This window comes from Paragemmobacter straminiformis (assembly GCF_014243445.1).
Classification (GTDB): domain Bacteria; phylum Pseudomonadota; class Alphaproteobacteria; order Rhodobacterales; family Rhodobacteraceae; genus Paragemmobacter; species Paragemmobacter straminiformis.
Genome location: NZ_JACLQD010000003.1, coordinates 531,722 through 547,622 on the forward strand (window position 1 = coordinate 531,722; position 15,901 = coordinate 547,622).

15 protein-coding genes are annotated in these 15,901 nt (G+C 62.2%); 11 read left to right on the plus strand and 4 right to left on the minus strand.

The features are described from left to right. Positions 1-86: 86 nt before the first annotated feature. The 3 genes from H7F16_RS20050 to H7F16_RS13000 form a co-directional block, all read right to left on the minus strand. The gene (locus H7F16_RS20050; RefSeq protein ID WP_422121121.1) at positions 87-488 is read right to left on the minus strand and encodes a winged helix domain-containing protein; all 402 of its coding nucleotides are present in this window, start codon (positions 486-488) and stop codon (positions 87-89) included. Continuing rightward, entirely contained in the window at positions 489-677 is a 189-nt protein-coding gene (locus tag H7F16_RS12995; RefSeq protein WP_185798026.1) for a helix-turn-helix transcriptional regulator, read from the minus strand. A gap of 197 nt (positions 678-874) precedes the next feature. Then, entirely contained in the window at positions 875-2,134 is a 1,260-nt protein-coding gene (locus tag H7F16_RS13000) for a tyrosine-type recombinase/integrase (protein WP_185798027.1), read from the minus strand. A 561-nt stretch (positions 2,135-2,695) separates the two neighbouring features. Here H7F16_RS13000 and H7F16_RS13005 point away from each other — a divergent pair. Together H7F16_RS13005 and H7F16_RS13010 are read left to right on the plus strand one after the other, a co-directional pair. Beyond that, a complete protein-coding gene (locus H7F16_RS13005) occupies positions 2,696-3,682 on the plus strand; it encodes a porin (protein ID WP_185798028.1) in 987 nt (328 codons plus the stop codon). Between the two features lie 15 nt (positions 3,683-3,697). Continuing rightward, entirely contained in the window at positions 3,698-4,711 is a 1,014-nt protein-coding gene (locus tag H7F16_RS13010; protein WP_185798029.1) for a ligand-gated ion channel, read from the plus strand. 4 nt (positions 4,712-4,715) lie between these two features. On the opposite strand, the gene H7F16_RS13015 is transcribed toward H7F16_RS13010, so the two are convergent. After that, positions 4,716-5,084 (minus strand): hypothetical protein, encoded by a 369-nt coding sequence (locus H7F16_RS13015; RefSeq protein WP_185798030.1) that lies wholly within the window; start codon positions 5,082-5,084, stop codon positions 4,716-4,718. A 169-nt stretch (positions 5,085-5,253) separates the two neighbouring features. On the opposite strand from H7F16_RS13015, the gene tssA reads away from it, so the two are divergent. The 9 genes from tssA (at position 5,254) to tssH (ending at position 15,891) form a co-directional block, all read left to right on the plus strand. Beyond that, a complete protein-coding gene (gene tssA, locus H7F16_RS13020; RefSeq protein ID WP_338402006.1) occupies positions 5,254-6,279 on the plus strand; it encodes a type VI secretion system protein TssA in 1,026 nt (341 codons plus the stop codon). Between the two features lie 20 nt (positions 6,280-6,299). Continuing rightward, complete coding sequence (gene tssB, locus H7F16_RS13025; protein ID WP_185798032.1) at positions 6,300-6,803, plus strand: type VI secretion system contractile sheath small subunit; 504 nt, start codon at positions 6,300-6,302, stop codon at positions 6,801-6,803. Positions 6,804-6,811: 8 nt separating this feature from the next. Then, positions 6,812-8,296 carry a type VI secretion system contractile sheath large subunit gene (gene tssC, locus H7F16_RS13030; RefSeq protein ID WP_185798033.1) on the plus strand — a complete coding sequence of 495 codons (1,485 nt, stop codon included), beginning with the start codon at positions 6,812-6,814 and terminating at the stop codon, positions 8,294-8,296. A gap of 95 nt (positions 8,297-8,391) precedes the next feature. After that, complete coding sequence (locus H7F16_RS13035; RefSeq protein WP_185798034.1) at positions 8,392-8,925, plus strand: Hcp family type VI secretion system effector; 534 nt, start codon at positions 8,392-8,394, stop codon at positions 8,923-8,925. Between the two features lie 69 nt (positions 8,926-8,994). Continuing rightward, a complete protein-coding gene (locus H7F16_RS13040) occupies positions 8,995-9,810 on the plus strand; it encodes a type VI secretion system accessory protein TagJ (RefSeq protein WP_185798035.1) in 816 nt (271 codons plus the stop codon). Continuing rightward, positions 9,803-10,297 carry a type VI secretion system baseplate subunit TssE gene (gene tssE, locus H7F16_RS13045; RefSeq protein WP_185798036.1) on the plus strand — a complete coding sequence of 165 codons (495 nt, stop codon included), beginning with the start codon at positions 9,803-9,805 and terminating at the stop codon, positions 10,295-10,297. The genes H7F16_RS13040 and tssE overlap by 8 nt, the downstream gene beginning before the upstream one ends. Positions 10,298-10,304: 7 nt before the next feature. Next, positions 10,305-12,167: a type VI secretion system baseplate subunit TssF gene (gene tssF, locus H7F16_RS13050; protein ID WP_185798037.1), complete on the plus strand. Its 1,863-nt coding sequence runs from the start codon at positions 10,305-10,307 to the stop codon at positions 12,165-12,167. Next, positions 12,164-13,204 carry a type VI secretion system baseplate subunit TssG gene (gene tssG, locus H7F16_RS13055; RefSeq protein WP_241741429.1) on the plus strand — a complete coding sequence of 347 codons (1,041 nt, stop codon included), beginning with the start codon at positions 12,164-12,166 and terminating at the stop codon, positions 13,202-13,204. Before tssF ends, tssG begins: the two co-directional genes overlap by 4 nt. Then, a complete protein-coding gene (gene tssH / locus H7F16_RS13060) occupies positions 13,201-15,891 on the plus strand; it encodes a type VI secretion system ATPase TssH (RefSeq protein WP_185798039.1) in 2,691 nt (896 codons plus the stop codon). Before tssG ends, tssH begins: the two co-directional genes overlap by 4 nt. Positions 15,892-15,901 lie beyond the last annotated feature (10 nt).

Below are 15,901 nucleotides of genomic sequence, written 5' to 3' on the forward strand. Positions count from 1 at the left end.
CCCCCCGAAAGCGAGAAGGGCGATTGCCGCCGCTTGTTCAGGAGTCAGCCCGAATCGGTGCATTAACATAAGGACTTGAAGGCGGTTCATAGGCCGCCCCTTTCCTGTGTCACTTTGCACCGCAGGACGTAGCGGCCATGATGCCCCGGATAGTCGCCGCCGTGCTTTTCCGTCACGGTTTCGATTTCCAGTCCAAGAAGCCTAGCCTCTCTAATGTAACCGCTCCAACGTGGCGCGGGTTGATGCAAGGGCGTGCAGCCCTTTTCCCCCGCCGCGATAAGCCGCTCCACTGCCCAGCGAACCCGGCCTTTAACGGATACCTTGAAGGGTGCGCCGTCGGTCGGTTCCACGGTAAACACGGCATAGCCTTGCCGCTTTGAGGGTGATATTTTCCGGTCGCGGACAGCATCACGCTTTCCCGCATCCCGGCCCCGAGCCGTTGTTTCTGTCAGGTCAGAACGGTTCGGGGCTGCATCAGCCCCCAGCATTCAGGCAGCCCGTGCCGCTTTGCGGGCTTCAAGCCAAGCTTCAATTTCGCTTTCAGCCCAGCCGACTGCACGCGTTCCGATTTGGATGGGTTTTGGGAATTTTCCCTTCGCCATCGCATCGTAAATGGCGGAGCGGGAAAGCCCGGTGCGAAGTTGCACGGTTGGGCGACGGAGTATCATATCAGGCATAAATGCCTCCTTTGCGTTGGGCGAACCGCAAATCTGCGGCAACCCGGTTTCAATGCTCCTCCTTCTGGCCATCGTTAGATGGATGGTTCGTTGCGGGCTGTATTCCCAGTCCTCACCCCTCGCCACCTACCCTAAGTTGGGAAGGTGGAAGGAATCTGTCAAGCATCTTGGGGCGTCTATGGAATATGACGCAATATCTAGGGCTTACGAAGGGGAAGGACGGATGCCGAGCCGTCAATTCCTTTTAGAACACTTCCCCACGAATCGAGCATTGCCCGCCGCCGTTCGAGCATATCGGAACGCTGATAAGCCCGCTCCACGGCAGAGCCGACGTTATGGGCCAAGGCCATTTCCGCCATGTCGCGTTCAAAGCCTACGTCGGCAGCCCAGCCGCGAAATGTAGAGCGTAGCCCGTGCGGCACGGCTGGGCGCTTGGAACGCGGGTCAAGGTAGCCCACACGGCCCGCCGCTACTTCGGCTTCCTGCATTCGGCGCATTACGGCGCTAATGGTCATGTCTGAAAGCTGCCCGCCCTTCGGCGCAAAGAAAACGTAGGGGCTGCCGTCCATGCGGGGCAAGGCTTCGAGAATCGCCACGGCTTCCTTGGTGAGCGGCACGCGATGTTCCCGCCCCATTTTCATCCGTTCGGCGGGAACGGTCCAGAGTGCCGCCTTAAGGTCCACTTCGCCCCAAGTCATGCCCCGCACTTCGCCCGAGCGTGCCAGCGTCATGGCAATGAATTGCAGCGCCCGTGCTGCCATACCTTCGCGCTGGGCCAGAGCCTTCCACCAGCGCGGCGCGTCGGCCAAGGCAAGCGCCGGATGGTTCCCCTTGTCGGCCACCTTGCTAGGCTTCGCCAACAGTTCCGCAAGGTTGCCTTTCCAGCGTGCCGGATTGTCGCCCGTGCGATGCCCCGCCACGGTCGCCCAAGAAAGCACCGCTTCAATCCGCTGCCGAAGCCGCGAAGCCGTTTCGGTTTTGTCGTTCCAGATGGGTTCCAGCACCTTTAGAACGTGCCGCGTTTCCACCGAAGCAACGGACAGCCCGCCCAGCACGGGCAGCGCATAGGCGTCTAAAGTAGAGCGCCATTGACGCTTGTGCTTCTCGTTCCCGAATTCGGCTTCCTTCTTGGCTAGGAAAAGGTCCATTGCTTGCGTGAAGGTCAGCGCATCCTTTGCCTTGCGCTTGGCTTCGAGCGGGTCGCCCCCCAGCACGGCCATCCGTTTGTTATCGGTTGCCCGCGCCCTTGCATCGGCCAGCTTCACTAGGGGAAAGCTGCCCAGCCCGATTTCGGTTCGCTTCCCCTTCACGGTCAAGCGCTGCACCCAAAACCGCTTCCCGTTCGGTTCCACGCGAAGGAACAAGCCGATGTTGCCGCCGTCAAAATACTTGCCGGGGGCTAGGTCGGTTGAAAGGAAAGCTGCCGATAGCACTTTTTCTGCACGCCGCTCCGCCATTTTATTCCCCCAAAAATTCCCCCACGCCTAAGCGGAACATAGCGGAACAAGCGGGAACGGGCTAGACGGATAGAGTGAATATTTACCTATATTTTATTGGTTTAGTTGGAAGCCTCAAGACGATGCAGGAACGGTCTATGGCTGCCTTCGGCTCCGCCACCTTTCCCCCCTTCACATGCCGAATTGTTCCGGAAACCCGCGTTTGCGGGGCTTTCTTCACCTGCCGTATCGCGGGGGTGGGTGTGGCTTGCTGGCGCTTGGGGATGGGGCGGGCGGTGGGGCGCTTTCGGACGCGTGCGTGTTGGGGCGGCGTTGGGGCGGAGGAGGGGCGAGGCACCGATTCCGCGGGTGGCGATTTTACGCGAAACAGGTCCGGGCGGGGCCGCCAAGGGCGCTTTGCCGTGCTGCCCGCTTCGCTGGCGCAAGGCGTGGCGGGCTTGCGTGGTGATTTGATGGGCACAGCGCGATGAAAGATTCGGGCGAGGCTAGCCTGTGGTTGTATTTTGCGAGTCTTGCGTATTAACTTTCATTAATTTGATCCCGAACATGAGAGTTTGCAGCATGCGCCCAGTTTTCCAGACGATGCTTGCCAGTTCCTTTATCCTTGCTCTGTCCGGCATGGCCCAAGCCGAAATCACCCTGTCGGGCGATGCCCGCATGGGGATCGAACAAAGCCTGTTTTCGGATGATGTCTCGTTCACGAGCCGCGCCCGGGTGCGGTTCGACATGTCGGGGGAAACCGACAACGGGCTGAGCTTCGGCGCGCGGGTCCTGATGAACGAGGCCGAACTGGCCGTTCCGGGAGAATTCCGGCCGTGGGTTGCCGGGCGTGTCTATATCTCGGGGCCGTTCGGCATGCTTTCGATGGGGGACACCGACAGCGCCGCCGAAGCCGCGGTGGGCAGCGTGAGCGCGATCAGTCTGACCGGCTTGGGCGACAACCACGAGACGACGTTCTACCAGAGCAGCGTCGGGGCGGCCTGGGGGCCTTCGGTCCTGTATGAATATTACGGGTCCGGCTGGGCTGTGTTCGCCTCGGCGACCGGCGAGATCTATTACAATGGCCTTTCCCAGAACGAGAGGAACCTGTCGCTTGGCGGCCGTTACGTGATTGACGGATTGACCGTTGCGCTTGGTGTCGAACAGGTATCGTCGGACCCGAGACCGTCAACACTCAACGTCGTGGCAAGCGTGACCTACGACATAGGCGAGTTTTCGGCCAAAGCGGTCTACGGGCAGAAAGAGGATTGGAACGTCCGTTACGACTTTGATCCCCCGTGTACGCCGTATTGCACGAACTTCTCGGTGACCCCTTACGAACACTACTATTTCTCCCTTGATTGGGAGCGTGGTCCTTTGGCCGTCGCGGTTTTCTACGCGCGCCAGCCGGATGATACCAATGGCCCGAACTCTCGGTATTACGGTATCGGGGCGGCCTATGACCTTGGCGGAGGGGCCGGGCTGACCGGCGGGATCGTCCGTGAAAATTCGCCTTTCGCGGGGAATGACCAGACTGCCTACGACTTCGGCGTGACAATGTCCTTCTGACCGAGGAGACCCGCGATGCTCGGCAAGATCATCCGCAGCCTTGCGCTGTTCTTACTGGTCGTGTTCGCGGTTCCCGCGCTGGCGCAGACGACGACAGACCCTGCGGCCACGACAGACCCTGCCGCCACGACGGCGGCGGCTACGGCCGGTCAGGTCGAGGTCTATGCCGGCGCCTATATCCTGCGGCTGACGAATGTGTCGCCGCGTGACGGCACCTTTGATGTCGATATGTGGGTCTGGTTCCGCTGGAAGGGGAACAGCGTCAATCCGGTGGAGACCTTCGAACTCGCCAATGGGATCATCACCAACCGGCTGCCGAACCCGCAGACGATGGACGGCGATTTCAACTATGCGACGGCGCGGGTGCAGGCGACGGTCTACCACCAGTTCGACGTGCGCCGCTTTCCGATGGACAACCATGTCATCGAGCTTGAATTCGAAGACGCGAACCTGACCGAGAACCAGCTGATCTATATCGCCGATACCGGCACCTCGCTTGATCCGGGCGTATCGGTGGCCGGATGGGACGTTGCCTTGCTGGAGCCGAGCGTCAAATCGCATGTCTACGATACCGATTACGGGATGCATGCGACCGGAGAGAGTGCTGCGGTCTATTCCAGATTCACGCTTCCGGTGTCGCTTGAGCGCACGAGCTATGGCGTGCTGTTCAAGTCTTTCTGGATCTCGCTGCTGTCGGTCGTGCTGGGCTTGCTGGCCTTCCTTGTGAAGGCCGACGACCTTGACGCACGGTTCGGCATGGGGGTCGGTTCGATCTTTGCGGCTTCGGCGAACTCGTTCGTCATATCGGATTCCCTGCCGCAGACGACGATGGTGACTTTGGCCGAGCAGATAAACCTGATCGCCGTGGGGGTCATCTTCCTGTCGGTCTTCATCAGCATCTGGTCGCTGCGACTGCGCTACAAGGAGCAAGAAGACGCAAGCCTTGCGCTGGACCGCTGGGCGATGCTGATCCTCGGGGTGGTCTATGTGGCGCTGAACGTGCTGGTCATGCTGGTCGACCTGTCGTGACCGGTCACTTGGCGGGGGGCGGCACGGCAAGCTGGACCTGAAGCGGAACGTGCTTTTCGCGCAGATACTTGGCCAGCCTGCGTGAGAGCGAGGGCAATTCCTTTATGCAGGTCACGGTCAGGATCTTGCCTTCGACCGTCATGGACCCGTAGGCCACCTTGGTTCCTGCCGATTCGCGGCGCGCCTCTTTGGCGAGCCGTTCGGGCTGGCGGCGCCGGTCGAGCAGCAGGACGTCTTCGTCCGCGCCGCCGGGACAATAGGCGAAAAGCAGGGTGCGATTGCGGGCGACCTTGAACAATGCCTTCAGGTCGGCGGTATCGAGCCTGCCTTCGCCGTCATCGTCAGAGTCGTCGTCCGCCGTTGCTTTGGCCATCGCTTCCCCCCAGCCCTCCAAATTTGCCCCGCACCAGAGGTAAAGATTTACATACTTATTAACGAGTATAAACTAAACTTAAGGCGGCAGGGTTAGCCTTTTGGATTTTCAGGGCGTCACGGGTTTCCAAAGGGCGCGTCGTTCATACCGTAGGGGTGCAGCATTGGACGTGAGCGAATTCCTGTTGCCGCGCGAAGGGGCTTCGGCAAGCGGCGACAACCTTGAATACGACCGCGATTTCATTGCGATGGAGCTTGCCGCCCAGCCCGATGCCGAACGGCAGATGGGCGATGATGTCATCGGCGGGTCCGAGCCGGATTGGCGCGATGTGGCCGAAAAGGCGACGGCCGTTCTGCACCGCGCCCATGACCTGCGCGCCGCCGCCGTGCTGGCATTGGCCGAGACAAAAACGCGTGGCGTGACCGGATTTGCCGAGGCCACATCCTATGTGCGCGGTTGCCTCGAGCAGTGGTGGGACAGTTGCCACCCGCAGCTTGACGCGGACGACGACAATGATCCCACGATGCGGATCAACGCGCTGATGGCTTTTGCCGATCAGGACCGGATGCTCAAGGCCCTGCGAACCGCGCCGCTGACCGACAGCCGGGCATTCGGCAGGTTCTCGTTGCGGGACATATTGATTGCCGAGGGCGAGATCAGCCCGCTTCCCTCGGACACGGCAAGCGACGTGGCGACGATTTCCGCGGCGTTTCAGGATACGTCCGGCGAAACCAAAGAGGCCATCGCGGCGGCAATCGCCAAGGCGTCAAGCGACGTGCAGGCCATCGACAGCATCTTTTCGGATCGCACGCCGGGGCAGGGGCCCGACCTCGACCAGCTGTCGCGGATGCTTTACCAGCTGCGCCGCCGCGTCGAGGATTTCACCGGCGTCGCACGGGCGGAACCCGATGCGCAGGACGAGGAAGCCGCAGCCCCTGCGGGCGGGGGCGGTCCGGCAGCACCCGCCGCGATGCGCGGCACGGGTCAGGTTTCCAGCCGGCAAGACGTGGTGGCGGCGCTTGACCAGATCATTGCCTATTACAAACGCACCGAACCCTCGAGCCCGCTGGCGATTTTGATCGAGCGGGCCAAAGGTCTGGTCGGTGCCGATTTTCTTACCATTGTCAAAGAGTTGGCCCCGGAAGGGCTGGACAGCGTCCAACGCGTCGGCGGCATTAAAACCGACGATTATTGAAAACAGACAGGGAGCAAGGCATGGCCGGCAGTTCACAGAAGTTCGTGGCCCGAAACAGGGCACCACGCGTGCAGATCGAATATGATGTCGAACTCTACGGGGCGGAAAAGAAGGTTCAGCTGCCGTTCGTCATGGGTGTCATGGCCGATCTGGCCGGAAAGTCCGAAGCGGCGCAGCCCGCGATTGCGGATCGCAAGTTTCTTGAAATCGACGTCGACAATTTCGACGACCGCATGAAGTCGATGAAGCCGCGCGCCGCGTTCACCGTGCCGAACACCCTGACCGGCGAAGGCAATCTGGCGGTGGATGTCACGTTTGAATCGATGGAGGATTTCTCGCCCGCCGCAATCGCCCGCAAGGTCGAACCGCTGCGCAAGCTGCTGGAAGCGCGGACGCAGCTTTCGAACCTGATGACCTATATGGACGGCAAATCGGGTGCCGAGAACCTGATGAGCCAGATCATGCAGGACCCCACCCTTCTCAAGGCGCTGGCCTCGACGCCCGCCCCCAAAGCCGAAGAGTGAGGTGAGCCATGGCTGACGAAAAGGCACAGGTGTCGTCTGGCGCGACCGAGACGATCTTCGCATCCAGCGAATTCGCGCAACTTCTGCAAAAGGAATTCCGCCCCAAGTCCGATCAGGCGCGGACCGCTGTCGAGCAGGCCGTAAAGACGCTGGCCGAGCAGGCTTTGGCGAACACCGATCTGGTCAATGCCGACGCCTTGCGCACCATCGAAGGCATCATCGCCGAGATCGACAAGAAGCTGACCGAACAGATCAACGTCATCCTGCACCACGAGGATTTCCAGCAACTGGAAAGCGCGTGGCGGGGTCTGCATTTCCTTGTGAACAACACCGAGACCGACGAGACGCTGAAGATCCGCTTCATGGCGATTTCGAAGAAAGACCTGTCCAAGACCCTGCGCAAATACAAGGGCACGGCTTGGGACCAGTCGCCGATCTTCAAGCGGGTTTACGAGGAAGAATTCGGCCAGTTCGGCGGCGAGCCCTATGGCTCGATCGTGGCCGATTACCATTTTGACCATTCGCCGCCCGATGTGGAGCTGCTGGGCGAGCTTGCCAAGATCGCGGCGGCTGCCCATGCGCCGATGATCACCGGCGCGAAGCCGTCGCTGTTCCAGATGGACGACTGGTCGGAACTGGCCAATCCGCGCGACCTGACCAAGATTTTCCAGACGCCGGAATATGCGGCCTGGCGGTCGCTGCGCGAGAGCGAGGACAGCCGCTATATCGGCATCGCCATGCCGCGCTTCCTTGGACGGATTCCCTATGGGTCGAAAACCGATCCGGTCGAGGATTTCGCGTTCGAGGAGGACACCGAGGGCGCGTCGAGCGACAAATACTGCTGGGTCAACGCCGCCTATGCGATGGCGACCAACATCACGCGGTCGTTCAAGGAATACGGCTGGTGTTCGCGCATTCGCGGCGTTGAAAGCGGCGGTGCGGTGACCAACCTGCCCGCCCATACCTTCCCGACCGACGATGGCGGCGTGGATATGAAGTGCCCGACGGAAATCGCCATTTCCGACCGGCGCGAGGCCGAGCTTGCCAAGAACGGCATGATGCCGCTGATCCATCGCAAGAACAGCGACGTTGCGGCCTTTATCGGTGCGCAGTCTTTGCACAAGCCTGCGGAATACGACAATCCGGATGCGACGGCGAACGCCAATCTGGCCGCGCGCCTGCCCTATCTGTTCGCGACCACGCGTTTTGCGCATTACCTGAAGTGCATGGTGCGCGACAAGGTCGGGTCGTTCAGCAGCCGCGAAAGCATGGAAGGCTGGTTGCAGAACTGGATCTCGCAATACGTCGACTTCAACCCCGCAACCTCTCCCGAAGAGGAAAAGGCGCGCCATCCTCTCGCCGAAGCCAAGGTCGTGGTCGAAGATGTCGAGGGGAACCCCGGCTACTATTCGTCCAAGTTCTTCCTGCGCCCGCATTACCAGCTTGAAGGGCTTTCGGTTTCCCTCCGGCTTGTCTCGAAGCTTCCGACCTGACCGGTGGCGGCCGCAAAGGCCGCCGCTTTGTGACCTTGTTTCCATGTGAACGCTGCTGATCGAACTGATCCCATCCATCGAAAAAGGAGACGAAAATGGCATTTGACGCATTTTGCTATTGCGCGACCAAGCCGAAAGACCGGCATTTCCTCGGCGAAACGCAAGACGACTTCATGAGCAAACTCGGCGCGTTCGAGATCATCAGCTTCGAACTCGGCGCCGAGAACACGATCAACATCGGGTCGATGTCGAGCGGTGGCGGCGCAGGCAAGGCGACGTTCAAGGAATTCACGATCACCAAGAAAACCGACACCGCCTCGACGGCGCTGTTCGGGGCGCTTTGCCTTGGCACGCACTTCGACGACGTCGTGGTCGAACTGCGCCGCTCGGGGACCGCTTCGAGGACGGATCAGCTTTTCATGCGCTTCACCATGAAGATGGTGCTTGTGCAGGATATCAGCTGGTCCGGTTCGGATGGTGATGACGTCTGCGAAGAGACGGTGATCATGCAGTATGGCGCCATCAAGATCGAATACATCCCGCAAAAGAAGGATGGCGCGCACGACATGGGCAAGAAGAGCGAGACGAAGTGGAACCGCGTCCGCAACCTCGCCACGGACGATATCTGAGTCAAAACGGGGCGGCGCTAACGCCGCCCCGTCTTTCGCTTCATTCATCCATTTCCCGCGGAGAGTTCTGTGGATTCTGCCGTCACGCTTTTGAAGTCCGGCGACCTCGGCGGATGCCTTGCCTCGTTGCAGGCCGAGGTTCGGGCCAAGCCGCAGGATGCGAAACTCCGTATCTTCCTGTTCCAGTTGCTTTGCGTGCTTGGCGACTGGAAGCGGGCGGTCACGCAGTTGAAGCTGTGCGCCGAACTCGATCCAACGGCCACCTCGATGGCGCAGACCTATCGCGAGGCGATCATCTGCGAGGTTTACCGCGAAAAGGTGTTCAGCGGCGAAAAGCAGCCGCTGGTTTTCGGCGAGCCGCAGGAATGGACCGCGCTGTTGCTGAACGCCTTGAAGCTGCTGGCCGAAGGGCGCGAGGCCGAGGCCGCGATGCTGCGCGACAAGGCGTTCGATCTGGCCCCCGCAGCGGCGGGGACGCTGAACGAGACCGCTTTCGAGTGGATCGCCGATGCCGACACGCGCTTCGGGCCGCTGCTCGAGATCATCGTCAACGGCAAGTATTACTGGCTGCCCTTTACGGCGATTGCCGAAATACGTGCCGATCCGCCCAGCGACCTGCGCGATGCGGTCTGGACGGCGGTGAACCTGACCCTTGCCAATGGTGGCGAGGTGGTCGGCCTGATCCCGTCGCGCTATCCCGGCACGATCCAAGCGGGCAATGCGCTGCAAAAGCTAGCACGGGCAACCGACTGGACGGAAACGCCGGGCGGGTGGTTCTTTGGTCTGGGGCAACGCGTTTTTGCGACCGATGCCGGAGAGGTGGCATTGTTCGACATGCGCCGGCTGACCATCAGCCCGCAGCACGGGGGCGCTTCGGATGGCTGAGCGCAACGAGGAACGTCTGCAACCCTCGCTTCTGGACCGGCTGACCGACAACGCGCCGGGCGATCTGCGCGAAAGCCGTGACGACCGGGTCATCGACCTGCGGCGGCTGCGCGAGATCGTGCAGCGCGATTTGTCGTGGCTGTTGAACACCTCGGACAACCACCTCGAGATCGACGCGCAGAAATACCCCCATGCCGCAAGGTCGGTGCTGAATTACGGCATCAGCGAAATTGCCGGGGGGTATTCCACAGATTCAGGGGCCAGCACCATTCGCGCCTCGATCCAGCGCGCCATCGAACGCTATGAACCGCGGATAAGCGCAGGCTCTCTCGACGTCAGGATTCGCGGCGAGAAAGAGCAATCGCAGGCAATCGTGGCCTTTGACATCATTGCCGAAATGTGGGCCCAGCCCATGCCCATCGAGCTTTACCTGCGCAGCGAGATCGACCTCACAAGCGGCCAGTTGAAGCTGGAACGCAAGACCTGAGGGGCAGATGGATACGCGACTGCTCAAGCATTACGATCAGGAACTTGCCTATCTGCGCGAGATGGGCGCGGAATTCGCCGAAGCGTTTCCGAAGGTGGCCGGGCGTCTCGGGATGAATGCGACCGAGGTTCAGGACCCCTATGTGGAGCGTCTGCTAGAAGGGGCGGCCTTTCTGTCGGCACGGGTGCAGCTGGAACTGGAGCTTCAGTTTCCGGCCTTTACCAGCCATCTGCTTGAAATCGTCTATCCGCATTATCTGGCCCCGACGCCGTCGATGACCGTGGTGCAATTCGTTCCCGATCCGGGGTTGAGCAACGGCTTTACCCTGCCGCGCGGCACGGCATTGCGGTCGGCGCTTCTGGAAGGGGAACAGACCGCCTGCCTGTTCCGCACCTCGCAGGATTGCACGCTTTGGCCGATCGAGATCAGCGAAGCCGAATACATCGACGGGCGGGGCGAGCTTGTCGCGGCGGGGATGGGGCGCGATGTCGAGGCGCGCGGGGCGATCCGCCTGCGTTTGCGCAGGACCGACGATGCCCCGATCAGCGGGCTCGACCTTGACAAGCTGATGCTTTTCTTTCCGGCGGCCTCGGGGGCGAACTGGTCGCTGCATGAACTGTTCAGCACCGATGTGGCGGCCCTTTATGCGCGCTCGACCGACCGGCGCGCCGATTGGGTGACGCCGCTGGTCAAGGGGGCTGCGGTTCCGCGCGGTCTCGAGCCGGAGGACAGCCTGCTTCCGCTGCCGCGCCGGTCCTTTGACGGCTACAGGCTGCTTCAGGAATATTTCGCCCTGCCCGAACGGTTCCATTTCGTGGAATTGCAGGGTCTTGGCCCCGGGATCGGCCGGGCGGCGGGGCGTGATGTCGATATCTACATCCTGCTGCGCAATGGCCGCCCGAACCTTGCCGCTGCCGTCACGCCTGCCGCTTTCGCGCTGAACGCCAGCCCCGCGGTGAACCTGTTCACCAAGCGCTGCGACCGGATCGTGATTTCGGGGCGCGATTTCGAACTGATCGTGCTGCCGGACCGGACCGCACCGCTGGATTACGAGGTCTGCGCCATCGAGCGCGTCATCGGCGTCGGGGATTCGGGTCAGGACGAGGTGGAGTTCCTGCCCTTTTATTCGCCGACCGATCTGACGGCGGCGGGCAACACCCACAGCGCCTATTACACGCTGTCGCGCCGTATGCGCCAACGCAGCGAGAACGAGCGGCTGCGGGGGGTGCGGACGACCTATCTCGGTTCAGAGACGTTCCTGACGCTGGTCGATGCGCGACAGGCCCCCTATGGCGAGAACCTTGAACAGGTTTCCGTGACGGCGCTGTGTTCCAACCGCGACCTGCCGCTTTTGCTGCCCGGAACGGCGAGCGATATCTTCCATCTTCCCGATGGCGGGCCGGTCGCGTCGATCCGCACGCTGATCGCCGCGACCAAGCCGCGTCCCACCTTGGCCCAAGGCGATGCAAGCTGGCGGCTTATCAGCCATCTGAGCCTGAACTACCTGTCGATCACCGATGGCGAAAGCGGTGCCGCGGCGCTGCGCGAGATCATCGGGATCTATGCGCCGCAGTCCGACCGGATCACGGAAAAGCAGATCGAGGGTCTTGTCTCGGTCACCACGCGACCGATCGTGCGCCGGATGAGCGACGGCGTCCTGTCGACGGCGGTGCGCGGGATCGAAGTGACGCTGACCTTCGACGAAAGCTATTTCGAGGGCACGAGTGTCTACGGGCTGGGCGCCGTGCTTGAACGGTTCTTCCGCAAATATGTGATGATCAACAGCTTTACCGAAACCGTCCTGCATACGACGCAGCGCGGCGAGATTGCGCGATGGTCTCCGCAACCCGGTCTGGACCGTATGCTATGACGCGCGCTTTCGACGAATTCCTGACGGCGCCGGAACGCACCCATGTGTTGCAGGCCTTTCGCCTGCTCGAAGCGCATTTCGCGGATGCCCCCCGTTTCGGCGAGGCGCGGCGTCCGTCCGAGGACCCGATCCGTATCGGGCAATTGCCGGAAATGGCGTTTCCCACCTCGACCATCGCCGAATTCTCGATGCCGCAGGCGGGCAAGCCGGGGCGGCTTTCGAACCGCTTCTTCGGCCTGTTCGGACCGCACGGCCCCTTGCCGCTGCATCTGACCGAATATGCCCGCGACCGCTTGCGCAACCACGCCGACGGAACGCTTGTCGGCTTTGCCGATATGCTGACCCACCGCTTTGCGACGCTGTTTTACCGCGCTTGGGTCCAAGGCCAGCCCGCCCCCAGTTTCGACAGGGGCAAGGATGCCGCATTCGAGCGCAAGGTCGCGGCGCTGTCGGGCTATATGGGGCGCGGCCTGCAAGAGCGCGACGCGATGCCCGATCTGGCCAAACGCCATTTCGGCGGATTTCTCGGATCGGGTCCGAAACATGCCGAGGGCCTTGTCTCTATCGTTGCGTCCTTTGTCCGCGCGCCCGTCAGGCTTGAGCAGTTCATCGGATCGTGGCTTCCGCTGGAACCGGGCGACCAATGGCAACTGGGCCGCCGCACCGCGCTTGGCCGGTCGACCAGCATCGGCACCCGTGTCTGGAGCCGGACATCGAAATTCCGCCTGCGGATCGGGCCGCTGGGTCTGGCAGAATACCGCAGCCTGTTGCCGGGCGGGCGCGGGCTGGCGCAGGTCGATGCCATCGTCAGGAATTACGTTGGCGAGCAGTTCGAGTGGGAGCTGAACCTTGTTCTGGCCGCGCGCAGCGTGCCCAAGCCCATTTTGGGAAAGGGTGCCACCCTTGGCCAGACCACTTGGATCGGCCGCCGTCCGGCAGACCGGGATGCCGACTCGCTTCACCTCAATCCTGCCCTCTTGAACCGGTCGCCCGCCAAGCCGACCGCAACGACGCAGAAAAAAGGACGCATGACATGACCGAGATCAGCCGCGTTGCATTGTTCGGCAAATTGAACAGGCTTGGCTATCAAGCCATCGAAAGCGCGGCGGTGTTCTGCAAGTTGCGCGGCAACCCCTATGTCGAGGTGGTGCATTGGTTCCACCAGATCTTGCAGGGGCAAGACAGCGACCTTCACCGCCTGATCCAGTTCTACGGGCTGGATCCCGCCAAGCTGGCGCAGCAGATCACCCGCGCCCTCGATGCGCTGCCGCGCGGGGCGAGCAGCATTTCGGACATTTCCGCGCATGTGGATACCGTGCTGGAACGTGCGTGGGTCTATGCCTCGCTGAAATATGGTTCGGCGCAGGTGCGCAGCGGGCATCTGGTCCTTGCGATGCTCAAGACACAAAGCCTGCAACCGGTGCTGTTCGGCATCGCCGACGAGTTCCGCCGCATCAAGCCCGATGATCTGGCCGAAAACTTCGACGCGGCGGTGAATGGCAGCCCCGAGGACGGGCAGGCCCCGCAGGATGGCAGCGGCCATTCGGGGGCCGGTGTGGGCGAAGGGTCGGGCGCGATGGCTCCGGCGCAGATGGGCAAGGAAGAGGCGCTCAAGCAGTTCTGCACCGACCTGACCCAGCAGGCCCGCGACGGCAAGATCGACCCGATCGTGGGACGGGACGAGGAAATCCGGCAGGTTATCGACGTTCTGATGCGCCGCCGCCAGAACAACCCCATCCTGACCGGCGAGGCGGGGGTGGGTAAGACCGCCGTCGTCGAAGGCTTTGCCCTGCGGATCGCGCGGGGTGACGTGCCGCCCGCCTTGGCCGATGCGCGTATCCTTGTGCTGGACGTGGGTCTGTTGCAGGCCGGCGCGTCGATGAAGGGGGAATTCGAGAACCGCCTGCGGTCGGTCATCGACGAGGTGCAGGCAAGCACGACGCCGGTGATCATGTTCATCGACGAGACCCACACCCTTGTCGGGGCGGGCGGGGCGGCGGGAACGGGCGATGCGGCGAACCTGCTGAAACCGGCGCTGGCGCGGGGCACGCTGCGCACCATCGGGGCGACGACCTGGGCCGAATACAAGCGCCATATCGAAAAAGACCCCGCCCTGACCCGCCGTTTCCAGACCGTCGTTGTCGAGGAACCCAGCCCGGCCAAGGCGATCATGATGATGCGCGGCATCGCCTCGATGCTTGAGCGCCACCACAAGGTGCAGGTGCTGGACGAGGGGATCGAGGCCGCCGTGAACCTGTCGGCGCGCTATATCCCGGCGCGGCAATTGCCCGACAAATCGGTTTCCGTTCTGGACACCGCCTGCGCGCGGGTGGCTGTCAGCCAATATGCCGTGCCCGCCGAGGTGGACGACAGCCGCCGCCGCATCTCGGCGCTGGAAACGGAACTCGAGATCATCGGGCGCGATGAAACCGCGGGCTATGATGTGGGCGACCGACGCGATGCGGTCACCCATGCCAAGGCCGACGAGGAGCTGCGCCTTGCGGAACTGACCGCCCGTTGGGAGGGCGAGAAGAAGGTGGTCGAGGAAATCCTGTCGCTGCGGGCCAAGCTGCGCGAAGGTGCCGCCCCCGTGGACACGGTCGACGCGCCGCAAAGCCCGCTGTCACCCGAGGACCGCGCCGCCCTGCTGGCCGAGTTGAAGGCCAAGAACGCCGAACTTGTCGCGTTGCAGGGTGAAAGCCCGCTGATCCTGCCAATTGTCGATGCCCAGGCCGTGGCAAGCGTGGTGGGCGACTGGACCGGCATTCCCGTGGGCCGCATGGTCAAGGACGAGATCGGCACCGTGCTGCATCTGGACGAATATCTCGCCAAGCGGGTCATCGGTCAGGACCATGCGATGAAGATGATCGCAAAGCGGATCCAGACCAGCCGCGCGGGGCTGGACAACCCGTCAAAGCCCATCGGGGTTTTCATGCTGGCCGGAACCTCGGGCGTGGGAAAGACGGAAACCGCGCTTGCCCTTGCCGAGCTGCTTTATGGCGGCGAGCAGAACTGCATCACCATCAACATGAGCGAATATCAGGAGGCGCATACCGTCTCGTCGCTCAAGGGCGCACCTCCGGGCTATGTCGGCTATGGCGAGGGCGGGGTGCTGACCGAGGCTGTGCGCCGCAAACCCTATTCGGTCGTCTTGCTGGACGAGGTGGAAAAGGCACACCCCGATGTGCATGAGCTGTTCTTTCAGGTGTTCGACAAAGGGCTGATGGAGGATGGCGAGGGGCGGCAGATCGATTTCCGCAACACGCTGATCCTGCTGACCACCAATGCCGGAACCGACATGATCATGGACATGTGTTCCGACCCCGACCTGATGCCGGACCCCGAAGGCATGGCAAAGGCGCTGCGCGAACCGCTGCTCAAGATCTTTCCGCCCGCGCTGCTGGGGCGTCTGGTCGTGATCCCGTATTATCCGCTGTCGCCCGAGATGGTGGGCAAGATCACCCGCCTGCAACTGAACCGTATCAAGAAGCGGGTCGAAGCGGCGCATGGCGTGCCCTTTACCTATTCCGACGCGGTCGTCGACCTGATCGTGAGCCGCTGCCAAGAGGTCGAAAGCGGCGGGCGCATGATCGACGCCATCGTGACCAATTCCATGCTGCCGGATGTCTCGGGCGAATTCCTGCGCCGCATGATGGCCGGCACCGAGGTCAAGCAGGTCGCCATCGATGTTGCCGACGGCGGCTTCTCGTACGGCTTCGATTGAGGGGGAAAGG